The sequence below is a fragment of the Bacillus sp. LR_5 genome, from assembly GCF_042709275.1.
This window is the reverse complement of sequence record NZ_JAVAXX010000179.1, coordinates 1-13,577: the sequence shown is the minus strand read 5'-3', so window position 1 is coordinate 13,577 and position 13,577 is coordinate 1. Positions and strand designations below refer to the sequence as shown.

Sequence of the window (13,577 nt, the reverse complement as noted above, 5' to 3'; positions counted from 1 at the left end):
GAGACGCATCAAAGGAAAAAGAGGTTTTCACCATGACAATGTCATCTTCCGAAAGCGGAAACTGGTGCTGCATGCCGGTCAGAAAAGAAACAGCCTGGCGGTGCTCAACGGCCACTCCTTTCGGCTGCCCGGTAGAGCCCGACGTATAAATGACATAGGCGAGAGATCCGTCGCTAACAGAAGCAGACACATAACGTTTTACTTCTTCACGCTCAAGAGATGTCATGTCCACTTCAAGCGTTTCGCCAGAAAAGTTCGGTGCGGAGCATCCCGGCTGTGTCAGCAAGAGCGATGCCCCGCTGTCTTTCAACATGTAGCTCAGCCGCTCCTTTGGATACGCAGGATCAAGCGGCAAATACGCCCCGCCGGTCTTCAAGACAGCAAGGACAGCGATCAGCATGTCAGGTGAGCGTTCAGACAGGACACCGACGATACTTTCGTTTGTGACGCCGCGTGCCGCAAGGTGCGCAGCCAGCCGGCTGGCGTACATATCAAGCTCAGCGTATGTCAGCGAACCGCCGGAAAATCGGATAGCCGGCCGTTCCGGTGTGACTGCCGCCTGTCGTTCAAACAGACCATGCAGGGTTGGCGCTTCAGGTGAAACAGATACTGTCCTGTTATTTTGAGAAACGATTTTCCGTGTTTTGTCCTCATCTAGCAATGTCATCTTTGACACAGGAAGAGATGGATCAGAGATGACGTCAGAGATCATGTGCTGTAAATAATCTTTTATTTCGGACATCATATTTGGTTGATAAGTGCCTGTATGAAAATGAATCCGAACGTACAAAGTACGCCCTGGAATCACTTTGACACTGCATCTATAATTAGTTACCTCTTCCATCTCAAAATCTTTTACGGAGAAATCAAATGATCCAGCTTGATTCAGCTCTTCAATCTCTTGTTGAGTAGGTGTATTTTCAAAGACGATAATATGATCAATCAGCTCTTGTTTAAGAGCACTCTGCGCCTGAATGTCATATAAAGGGAAGTAACTATACGCTTCTGCTTCAGTCATGTCCTTTTGCATTCCACTGACTAGGTCAGAAAAAGACAGAAAATCACTTTGGACTCGAATAGGAATGGTATTGATAAAAAGTCCGACCATGTTTTCCACATCTTTTAGCTCAGAAGGTCTGCCTGATATAACTGATCCGAACACAGCATCGTCGCGGCGATTGAACTTTTGGAGCATGATTCCCCATAAAGCTTGGAAAACAGTGTTAAGTGTCGCACCACATGCTGCAGCGATTTTCTGTAATTCGGAGGTTTCTTTTTCAGGAATGGTAAACGTGATCTGCTGTAATGTCCCATCCGACATTTGATCTGTTCTTTTAGGCAGAGGTGAAGCTTTTTCGAAATGCTGAAGCCTCTTTTTCCAATACTCAGCTGCTTCTTCCCGGTCTTGCTGCATCAGCCATTTAATATACGTCCCGTACGGCTGTACGGGAGGCAAATCAGGAAACTGCCCTTTTCCAAGCGCTTGATAAATATGGAGAAAGTCTTTAATGACGATGCCTAAACACCAGCCATCCATTAAAATATGATGGTGGCTCCAGATACAGACATAATGATCAGGCGCCCATTTTAAAATAGATATTCTCATCAGTACATCCGTTTGGAGATCGAAGCCCCTGGATTTATCCTGCTCTTTGAATGCCTCTGTACAATGTTCTTTATCTTTTTCATTGAGGTGAGAAATATCTTCAACATGAACAGGGCAATGACGTTGCTTGAGCACGACTTGACGAGGTTTGGCTACATTTTTATAGATGAATGCTGTTCGAAAGATATCGTACCTGTCAAAAACAGCATCCATACTTTTCTGGAAACGCTCCAAGTCGAGCTGTCCATTGATCGTAAAAGAAGCCTGTTCAAAATAAGCTCTCGACTGTTCATCATACAATGAGTGAAAAAGCATCCCTTCCTGCATAAATGACAAAGGGTATATATCCTGTATTTCAGGTTGCTGCGGCATCAGTGAATCTCCTCTCCTATAGTTTGTTGACGGCTCCCATGATCTCACTCAATTCATCAAGCGTTAAGTCTTCATCAGTGAAATCAGATGCGCTCCACTCTTGGTTTTCTTTGCCGGTACAATGCTCAATGATGTTTTCCAGAGTCTGTTTAAAATGCCTGGAAAATGTTTGGATTGTTTTTTCCTCAAATTGAAACCTGTTATAGATGATGTGCATGTTCAGGCACCCCGAAGAAACGGCGCCGCTAATATCCAGTGCATAAGGACGCTCCCAGTTCGGGCTGATCTCATTTCCTGGCTTGATGTCAGACACCTCAAAGGCATTTGATTGAATATCCTGATCAAACTGGCCTAAATAATTAAAGCTGATTTCTGGGCTGTTTTTCTGAGAGCCCCATCTTTTGCTGATATATTTCAGCACGCCGTAGCCCGCGCCTTTATGCGGTATACGGTGCAGCATATCTTTTGTCTGTTTAATAAGGTGGCCCAGCCGCTCTTCTTTGTCCTTATGATCGGAATCTCTCATATCAAGCCACACAGGATAAATGGAGGTGAACCAGCCAACAGTTCTGCTAATATCGATGTCCTCAAGATATGATTCCCTGCCATGGCCCTCCATGCTGATTTTAAATTGGTTATTTCCCGTCCATTTCTGCAAAGCAAGACCTAAAGCTGTCAGAAGGATATCATTCATCTCCGTGCTGTAAGCTTTATGTGCAGCCGTTAATAGTAATTCTGTGTGATGGCGAGATAGCTCAAAATCAATCACTTCTGTATCTTTGAATGTGTTAGATGCTGCGTCATTGTCTTTTGGAATAGGCTGGATGTGACGGTTCTCGCACTCATCCCAGTACGCTGCTTCGCGCTGCACCTGGCGGCTTTTAGAGTAGTCAGCTATTCTTTGTGAATACGTTAAATATGAATCTGTTTTTTGCGGCAGTTTAATAGATTCTCCTGAGACTGCCTGTTTGTAAGCTGTTGAAAAATCCTCAAACAAAATGCGCCAAGAAACCGCATCAACGACTAAGTGATGAATCGTCAGAAACAAATGGTCACCATTCTCGGTTCTAAACAATCCAGCGTGAAGTAAGGGGCCGGTTTCCAAACGAATATGTTCTTGCATCCGGCTGGCTGCTTCCTCAATCGTGTTCCGGGCTTCTGTTAGGCTATCCTTTACATCAAACAGTTCAAGTGCATATAGCTCCTCATCTGAAAGATCTATCCCTCTGTTTATCTGCACTTGCCTGCCATCTTCATGCCGGCATACGATTCTCAGTGCATCATGATGAGTCACAAGGCTTTTTAGTACTTTTCTAAGCGCAGCCTCATCAAATCGTTCAGCCCGGTAGATCATAACGGATTGGTTAAAATGATGGCTTTCCAGAGATTGCGAGAAAAACCACTGCTGGATAGGTGTCCAAGTAATCTCGCCTTCGACCGGGCCTTGGTCAATGGCGCGTACGTCTTTTCGAACCCGGGCGGACAGTTCACCAAGAGTCTGATGTTCAAACATCTCACGTACTGTCGTTTCAAATCCGCGCTGCTTCAGTCTGGCACAAACCTGCAGCGCTTTAATAGAGTCTCCGCCAAGCTCAAAGAAATTGGCGCTTACACCCAGCTCATCTACATTAAGAAGCTCCTCCCAAATTTCAGCCATCACCGTTTCAATCTCATTTCTAGGACTGATATCATCAGCTGTATAAGCTTGTTTTTCAGGCTCTGGCAGGGCTTTCTGATCGAGCTTTCCATTAACAGTCACCGGGATGCTGTCAATTTGTATCATACGGGCAGGCAGCATAAAGTCAGGCAAGGCTTTTTTTAGGTAAGTTCGGATGTCTGATATATTCGCAGCCTGTTGATCTTTTATCACCATATATGCATATATAGCTGTTTGCCCTTGCTCGTCTGCTCTGGTAATGACAGCCGCCTCTTTAATCATTGGATACTGAAGAAGTGCCGCTTGGATTTCGCCTAACTCAATACGGTGCCCTCTGACTTTCACCTGCTCATCAATGCGGCCTAAGTATTCCAGCTCGCCATTTGACAGGCGCTTAGCAAGATCTCCTGTTCGGTATAATCTGTCTCCCGGAAGATAAGGATTGGATACAAAACGGTCAGCGGTCAGCTCATCTCTGTTGAGATATCCCCGTGCCACACCTTCGCCGCCTATATACAGCTCCCCTGGAACTCCGATCGGCTTCAGATTCATATGAGCATCCATCACATAAGCCTGCAGAGTTGAAAGCGGCCGTCCGATATTGCTTTTATTTTTTACAATGTCTGCTGCGGACAATTTTTTGAATGTTACATGGACCGTTGTTTCTGTAATACCGTACATATTAATCAAATCAGTATGAGGATATTTTTTATTCCAGCTTTGAAGCATGCCGGGCTGTAAGGCTTCGCCGCCAAAAATCACGTAGCGGATGTTTAAATGATCTGTATGATTTTGATCTTCAAGCATCAAGCCGTAAAAAGCAGTCGGGGTCTGATTGAGTACAGTGACGCGCTCTTTTTTTAACAATAAACGGAATGCATGGGGGTCACGGGCTGTTTCTTTAGAGACCACGACTAATGTACCTCCGTTCAATAACGAACCGAACATCTCCCATACAGAGAAATCAAAGCAATAAGAATGAAATAACGTCCAGATGTCTTCATGGTTAAATTCAAAAGGCAGGTTTTGATGCTTCAAGAGACTGATCACATTGCGGTGCTCGACAATGACTCCCTTTGGCTGGCCAGTCGTTCCAGATGTGTATATCACGTATGCGGGCTGATCCGTTACTATTTCTTCAATGTTTACATCAGCCGGAATTGAGTCGTTTTCACATTCATCGATATACAAAATATGCCCGGTGTAGTCTGCAGGTTTGTTTTGACCGCGCTCTGTCAGCAGCAGTTTCGCTCCGCTGTCATTGAGCATAAAACTAATACGCTCTTTGGGATATTCAGGATCAATCGGCAAATAGGCCCCTCCAGCTTTTAAAATCGATAAAATGCCAATGATCATATCAGGTGACCGATCGAGCATCAGACCGACGATATCGCCAGTTCTGACCCCTTGTTTGATCAGCATAGCAGCTGCCAGCTCGGCTTTTTCATTCAGGTCTTGATACGTAAGCTGAGAATGGCCGCAAACCACTGCGATATGCTCCGGATGCTGAGCGGCTTGCTTTTCAAATAAGCTTACTATATTTTCATTTCTCGGATAAGCCGCATACCGCCCCATTTTTTCAAGGAGCAACCTACGCTCTGCAGCGGGAAGCAATTGCATGTCCGAAATTCTCATCTCGGTATCCGCCGTTACCCCTTTCACCAATTCAATAAAATAGGATGCCCACTGCGTAATGGTTTCTTCTTCAAAAAGAGCAGTGCTGTATTCAAAACGGCAGCGTATTCCACTCGGATGCTCCTCAGCGTGTAATGTTAAATCGAATTTGGATATATCATGTTTAGGAGTGACAGACGAAATCGACAGACCAGGCACTTCGAACCGGAAATCTTCACTGCTTTGAAGCACAAGCATCGCATCGAACAGCGGGTTGCGATTTACCTCTCGATTTGTATCGAGCTTATCTGCCAGCTCCTCAAAAGGATAATCCTGATGCTCATAAGCGGTCAGAGCCAGGTGGCGAATGTCCTGTAAATAGGAGCTGAACGTTTTGTGGCCCTCGGGCTTGCTGCGCATCGCCAATGTATTGACGAACATCCCGATGACGCGCTCCAGATCAGCGTGCGGTCTTCCGGCAGCAGGCGAACCGACAACAATATCCTCTTGCCCGCTTAGCTTAGATAACAAAATAGAATAGACAGCCAGAAGAATCATATACAATGTTGTTCCCGTTTCAGCCATTAAACGGTGCAGCTCATCAGCCGTGTCTTTATCAATGTTGACTTCAATTGTTCCACCGCTGAAATCAGGGAGACGCGGCCTTGTTTTATCAAGCGGTAATTCTAGTGTAGGAAGACTCCCGCCAAGCTGACCGAGCCAGTAGGCCTCCTGTTTTTTGTATAGCTCTTTCGGGTAGTTCTCTTGCTGCCAAACAGCAAAATCCTTATAATGCAGGTTTAAAGCTGGCAACTCTTTTCCGCAATATAAGTCAGTAAATTCTTGGACAAGAGTGCTCATCGAGACACCGTCGGCAATAATATGGTGCATATCGAGCAGCAAAAAGCCGCGGTGATTGCCGATTGTAATGACACATGCTCTAAAAAGCGGACCGGATGATAGATCAAACGGTTTGATAAAGGTCTCGATTGCAGACTCAAGCATTTGTTCTGATTCCATTTCAAGCTCTTTTAGATCAAAAGCTATCTCTGGATAAATGATCTGCACAGGCTCGTCTCTGTCAAGCACAAAAACAGTCCGTAATGCTTCATGCCGATTCACTAGTTCTGTGAGAACGCTTCTCAACCGCTGGCGATTCAGATTACCGCGTAATTCAAGTACAGCTGGCATGTTGTAGCCTGTGCTGTCATCTGCCAGCTGATGAAGAGCATATAATCGTTTTTGCGAGAAAGACAGCGGATAGACATCTCTTTGATCCGCAGGTTCAATCTGTGTAAAAGCGTGTTCTTTTAAGCTCATCAATTTGCCCGCCATGCTTTCAACCGTCGGATATGAAAACACCTCACTGAGCGGCAGCTCGACATTAAGCTTTTTATGTATTCTTGATACCAGTGCGGCCGCTTTTAAGGACTGTCCGCCTAACTGAAAGAAATCATCACGAATGCCGATGTGCTGTTTATTCAGCACATCTTCCCAAATATGTGCGAGATCAGCTTCGATTAAGGTTCGGGGCGCCATATATGTGACACTCGTATTGTTTTCTGGTTCAGGAAGCGCAAACCTGTCAAGCTTGCCGCTGGATGTTAATGGCATCCGGCTGATGTTGATAATACTTGCTGGGATCATATAGGACGGCAATGTCCCGGCAAGATGCTGATACAAATCTGGGAGGCTGTTTCCCTTTTCCGGAACGATATAAGCAACGAGCTCCTTTTCCTCAGCAGAAACATCACGGGCCAGTACCGCTGCTTCTTTTACCCCCGGTGCTTGTCGAAGAACTGTTTCAATCTCTCTCAGTTCAATACGATAACCCCTAATTTTCACTTGATCATCAAAACGTCCAATATATTCAATCGTTCCATCAGGCAAAAAGCGGCCTGCATCACCTGTTCGGTATAAACGCTCCCCTTCAAGGAATGGATGATCGAAGAATGCTTTCTGTGTCAGCTCTTGCTGTTTGTAGTATCCTCTCGCAAGACCCGCGCCGGAAATACACAGTTCACCCGCCGCGCCGATCGGCTGCATTTGATTTCCGTGCAAAACAAATACTTTTGTGTTTCTGATCGGGTGTCCGATTGTGATCCTCTCTTTTTCATTCAGATGCCGCAATATTGTTGTTGCCACACTGTTTTCTGTGGGCCCGTATTCATTTGCCAGTTCAGCATAAGGACAAATCATTTGACTCAACTCAAGCAGATCAGGCGTGACCGCTTCACCCGCAAATGTCACAATACGAAGACTTTTTGCATCGTCAGCAGTCATCACTTCCAATAACACCCTGTACAGGGAAGGAACAATGATCATGTGGCTGACCTTATAACGGGCTATTTTTCGCTTAAGGGCCAGCACATCCTTCGCTTCGTCATCTGTTGTCAGCAGTACGCACGCACCAGATAAAAGCGGGGTAAATAAGCTCGTTACACAGCCGTCAAACACGTACGAAAACAAATGGAGGGATATATCCTGTTCGGTCATGCTATACTCTTCCCGTCTCCATTGCAATGTATTGGCAATACCGTGATGATCAACTAAAACCCCTTTAGGGCGCCCCGTCGTTCCCGACGTATAGATCAAGTAGGCTAGATCACCTGGCGGCATATTTGGCGCTTCTGTTTGGTAACTTTCTGTATGTTCTATCGTTATCGTATTTCCTTCATAGGACGGAGGGATCAAGGAAATAAGGTCTTCTTCTATCAGCAATTGAGCCGCTTGACTGTCCTTCAGAAGAAAAGAAAGACGTTCTGCTGGAAAATGTGGATCAAGCGGCATATAAGCGCCGCCTGCTTTCCAAATCCCAAGCAGAGCTGCAGGCATTTCCATTGACCGGCCCATCATTACAGCAACGATATCCCCAGATCCAACGCCTTTTTCTATCAGGGCGTGCGCAATCTGATTGGCTCTTACTTGTAACTGGCGATAGGTCCAGCACTCGTTTCCCATTTTCAATGCAGCAGCTTCAGGTGTTTTGTGAGCTTGTTCCTCGAACAATTGGGGTATCGTTTTGTTCACATAAGGACGCTCAGTTTCGTTAAACGATTGGATAACCTGTTGCTCCTCCGGCGGCACGATATTGATGTCACTGACGGCAACATCGGGATTTGTCAAAATGCAATCCAGTGCTTGCTTTAGATGCCCCTGAATCCTCAGCATCTCCTCCCGCTCGTAAACGTCTGCGTTGTAGCTGAATTTGATATAAAATGATTCTCCCGGAACGATAACGATATTAAAGTCGTAATTGGTTTGTTCTGACATTGAAATGTCACTCAGCTTCAGAGCGCCTTCGTCATTTTCACTCTCCACGCTTAATGCCTGATGAAGCTGTACAGGGTAATTTTCAAAAACAAAAATATGATCGATCAACCCTTGCTTCAATGGACTATGGTTTTGAATCTCATAAAGCGGATAATACCCATGCTGTTCAGATGATAAAATATCCTCCTGCACGGCTTTGACCAGCGAAGAAAACGTTATGCCTTCCGCAGATCGGATTCGCACTGGAACAGTATTGATAAACAAGCCGACCATTGATTCAATCCCGTCAATCGCTGACGGGCGTCCCGAAATGACGGAGCCAAAAACGGCATCATCTGCAGCATTATATCGATGGAGCAGCACGCCCCAAATACTCATAAACAACGTGTTTAATGTCACTCCCCAGTTTTGGGCAGCCTCTGTCAGTTTCTCAACCATTTCCTGCGCTAATGAAAAGCTGACCTGGTCGGCTTTATAATTCCCGTCTGCCGTGCGGCGCTTTATTCGGGGAATAGAAGCAGTATTGCCGTACTCCTTCAAATATTCGCTCCAGTAGGCAGCGGTCTCTTCTTGATCTTGTTCTCCGAGCCATTCAATATAACGGCTGTACGGCACCGTGCTGCCAAGCTGTACAGGTGAGTTATTTTTGAGCGAATCATACATGCTGAAAAACTCTTTAAGAATAATGCCGAGACACCACCCATCCATGATGATATGGTGATGTGTCCAGACACATGTATATTGGCTGTCTCCTCTATCAAAAAGGGCAAGACGCATTAAAGGATCTTTTTGCAAATCAAATCCTTTTTCCCGATCCTTAGTCATAAAAGCATCAATCAGCGTCTGCTGTTCTTGATCAGCCAGGCGAGAAATATCTTCTCTATATACTGTCAATTCCCGGTTTGATAAGACTACCTGCTGCGGACCTGTAAGATCTGGTACTTCTTTAATGAAAATCGTTCTGAAAATATCATATCTAGAAACAAGAAGGTTTAAGCTCTTTTGAAACGAGTCGACGCATAGATTCCCTGTGATCGTAAACGAGGTCTGTTCGATATATGCTTTCGAGCTGAAATCCATTAGTGAATGAAACAGCATTCCTTCCTGCATGTGCGATAACGGATAAATATCTTGAATTTGTGCCGATTGTGCCATCAATTCCACACACCTTTTCAAAAGTTAAAGATCTTTCACGAGATCTTCGATGCTAGATAATGCAGACAACGTTAATTCCTTATTGCTGAAATCGCTCAATGTTTTTTCGCGTGCTTTTTTCTGCGAACAATGCTCAATCGTCTCGATAAGATGCCTGTGAAAACGATCCATAAAACACACAATTGAGTGTTTGCTGAACACCTGGGTGTATACCGCTTTTACTTGAAGCCGTCCGTCCGTAATGAGAGCATTGATGTCTAGCTCATACTCTCGTTCTCTCTCACCCGCTATTTCGTAACGGGGCTGGTAATATGATAATTGAAACGTTTCAGCTTCCTTCTCTTCGCTAAATTGACCGAGATAATTAAAGCTGACCTCAGGCTCTTTATGCCGCAGTTCTCCTATGTGTGTTAACAATCCGTATCCAGTTCCTTTGTTCGGTACTCTTCTCAGCATATCTTTTGTCGTCTTAATTCGGTATGCGAGCTGATCCTCGAAAGGCTCGGGAATACCCATGTCTAGCAGAATAGGATAAATGGAAGTAAACCATCCAACGGTCCTTGAAATATCAATGTTTGGCACATGCCCTTCTCTACCGTGTCCCTCAGTGCTGATCACGACTTGGTCATGCCCAGTCCATTCAGAAAGCGCCATTCCTAAAGCCGTAAGCAAAAGTTCGTTGGCATCAGTACCATAGGCTTGCTGGGTTTCAAACAGCAATTTTTCAGTCCAGTCCCCGGATAGTACAAACGCTGCTGCGTCGCTGTTCATTTGGAGTCTGTCCGGCACATTTTCTATGTCCTTAGGAAGAAAAGCAGTGTGAGCGTCTAAAATCGTTTGCCAATACGTTTTCTCTGAAAGCAATTGTTTACTTTCAGCTATTTGGGTAAGACCATCGGCGTAGGATAAATAAGAATCCGTTTTTGGCGGTAATTGGATTTCTTTCTTTTCTAAAGCCTGTTGATATGCTGCAGCTAAATCTTCAAGCAGAATTCTCCAAGAAACGCCATCTATCACAAGATGATGAAGTGCAATCAGCAAATGATCCCCTTCTGCCGTTTTAAACAAACCTGCTTGCAGCAAAGGCCCTTTTTCTACATTCATTTTGCTTTGAATGACGGTTTCCTCAGCGGCAAGTTTTTCATCAAGATGAGCCCTTTCCAGCGATGCTTTTGTCCAATCTGAAATATAAAGGCCAAACAGTTCATGATCCTTGTGATTGATTCCGCGATTAAACTGAATGACATGGCCGTTTTGGTCACGTTGGAAAATCATGCGAATGGCATCATGATGCTCGGTTATTTTACGCAGCGCTAGATGAAGCGCGTTAGCATTGAATCCTTTTTCACTGAAAAGCATGACGGACTGGTTGTAATGATAGTGAAAAGCATGTACCTGTCCGAAAAATCTTCGCTGAATCGGGGTGAGTTCAGCTTCACCTTCCGCAGGTCCCTGGTCCGCTTGAGATACCAATGGTGTGATATGTCCGCATAGTTCCTGAATCGTTGAATAACGGAATAAGTCGCGTATTGTCATGCTCCAGCCTTCAGCTGCCAGACGTGCTGCCACTTGTAATGCTTTAATTGAGTCTCCGCCAAGCTCAAAAAAGGAATCGTGAATGCCGACTCGTGACATGCTCAGTACATCTTCCCATATATACGCCATCGTTTTTTGTATGTCGTTAACTGGTGCGGTATATGGACGCGATAACACATTATTTGGAGCCGGCAAGGCATTTCTGTCCAGCTTTCCGTTTAGGGTCAGCGGCATGTTTTCTAAAGGAATCAGATATGCAGGAATCATATACGCTGGCAGTTCCTTTGTTAAAGCAGCACGGAGAGCATTCGTATTGACGTCTGAAGGCACAATATATGCTGCCAAACCAGCCTGTCCATTTTTATCATGCTGAACGGCAACAGCAGCTTCTCTGACAAGCCCCGTTTGAAGCAGAACACTTTCAATTTCTTCTGTTTCAATTCTGTATCCATTTATCTTTACTTGATAATCCATTCGGCCAAGAAGCCGGATCGTTCCGTTTGGAAGCCAGCATGCTCGATCACCGGTTCTGTACAGCCTTTCTCCAGAGACAAATGGATTTTCTGTAAATTTCATTTGCGTTAAGTCAGGTTTATGATGATAGCCTTTCGCAACACCTGCCCCGCCGATGCACAGCTCGCCGGCAACACCAATCGGCTGAATTTGATCAGTCTGGCTGAGTACGTACATGTGTACATTCGGCAGCGGGCTGCCGATTGGTACGTTATCTCCCGTACACTCTCCACCCATACTGGTTTCATAGAAACTCGAATCAATGGTTGCCTCTGTGACACCATAGCTATTAATGATGCGCATGCTTTGGCCAAAGCGATCTGTCAATGTTTTGAAATCTTGAGCTTTCACCATGTCGGAACCAAGAATCAGTATGTCTAAGTCAGGAAGCTTGAATTGGTTACGGTATACATACTCCATCACCGGGATAATGAGAGCCGGTGTCGACTCCATCACCGTGATTCTCTGAGAGTTCAAGATTTTATATATTTCAGCAGGTTCCAGCCTCTTTTCATCTGAACAAACGATTAGCGTCCCGCCATTTGTCAATGATCTCGCCAAATCTCCTGAAAAGACATCGAATGAAAAGCTCGCGATTTGAAGCAGTCTGACAGGCTTCCGATCCAGTTCATAAATTTGACGCCAAGCAAGAGCAGCATGAGTAAAGTTCTGATAGGTGACAATAACACCTTTAGGCGCACCCGTCGTTCCTGACGTATAAATGATATATACCGGCTCTTCAGGAGCAGGAGATAAGTTAAGGTTGCAGTTACTTTCTTCAAAAGAGCCCTCATCGTCAAGGAAGATGTGAGACATTTTAGATTCAGGCGAGTTCGAAATCAAATGCTTCAACTCTCTCTGTAAAAGAAGAATATCTGCCCCGCTATCACGAAGAATGTATTCAACACGGGCTTTTGGATAATGTGAATCGATTGGGATATACACTCCGCCAGCTTTCATCACTGCCAGCACCCCAACAATTGCATCAATGGACCGCTTGGCTAAAACAGCCACAGTTGGCTTCGGTCCTTTTCTGTTTTGCAATGTTCGTGCCAGACTATTGGCTCTTTCATTTAGAAGGCGATAGCTAATCTCTGTTTCGTTATCAATAACAGCTATATGTTCTGGAATTTCTTCAGCTTTCGCTTCAAATATGTGATGAAAAGGAACATCTTTTCGAGCAAATTCAACCTGAGTTTTGTTAAATCCAAAGACTATTTTTTGTTTTTCTTTATCACTAAGTATGTTTATTTGTGCAAGGCTTGTTTCAGGGGTTGAAAGTGCCGCATGCAGAAATTCGATAAAATGATCAGCCCACCGTTCAATCGTAGCTTTTAGGAATACTTCTGTACTAAATTCCATTTCGCAGCAAATAGATCCACTTACTTCCGTAGCTATTAATGTGATATCAAATAAAGAAATGTAATGTGCGAAATTGGCAGGCCGGACTTTTATTTCTCTCAGATCTATGTCCTGTTTTTCCACATTTTGAAGGATAAACATCGCATCAAACACTGGGTTCCGGCTCATATCTCGTGTCAATTCAAGCTTATCAACAAGCTCTTCGAACGGGTAATCTTGGTGCTCAAAGGCTTCCAATGCTGTCTCACGCACTTCCTGCAAATACTGTACGAATGGCTTCCCGCCCTCCGGGCGCGTCCGAAGCGCCAGCGTGTTCACAAACATGCCGAGTATCGGCTCAAGATCCTTGTGCGGCCGGCCGGCAATTGGCGAGCCGACGATGATATCTTCCTGTCCGCTTAAGCGTGACAAGAACGCGGTGTAAGCCGCAAGGAGCACCATGTACAGTGTGCTTCCGTTTTCTCGTGCCAGCTTGTGAAGGCCTGATGT

At 45.0% G+C, this 13,577-nt stretch carries 2 protein-coding genes and 1 pseudogene; all 3 read right to left on the bottom strand.

Going from position 1 to position 13,577, the window contains the following annotated elements:
- On the bottom strand, positions 1 to 1,978 hold a 1,978-nt coding region (locus tag RAC86_RS25940), incomplete at its 3' end, for a condensation domain-containing protein (protein ID WP_377886172.1).
- A gap of 16 nt (positions 1,979 to 1,994) precedes the next feature.
- The gene (ppsB, locus tag RAC86_RS25935; protein ID WP_377886171.1) at positions 1,995 to 9,677 is read right to left on the bottom strand and encodes a plipastatin non-ribosomal peptide synthetase PpsB; all 7,683 of its coding nucleotides are present in this window, start codon (positions 9,675 to 9,677) and stop codon (positions 1,995 to 1,997) included.
- Between the two features lie 24 nt (positions 9,678 to 9,701).
- Positions 9,702 to 13,577 (bottom strand): annotated as a pseudogene (ppsA, locus tag RAC86_RS25930) (plipastatin non-ribosomal peptide synthetase PpsA); the annotation flags it as partial.

Bases quoted from the DNA above. Each gene is read 5' to 3' on its own strand.
- ppsB (WP_377886171.1), bottom strand. From the start codon at position 9,677: ATGGCACAATCGGCACAAATTCAAGATATTTATCCGTTATCGCACATG.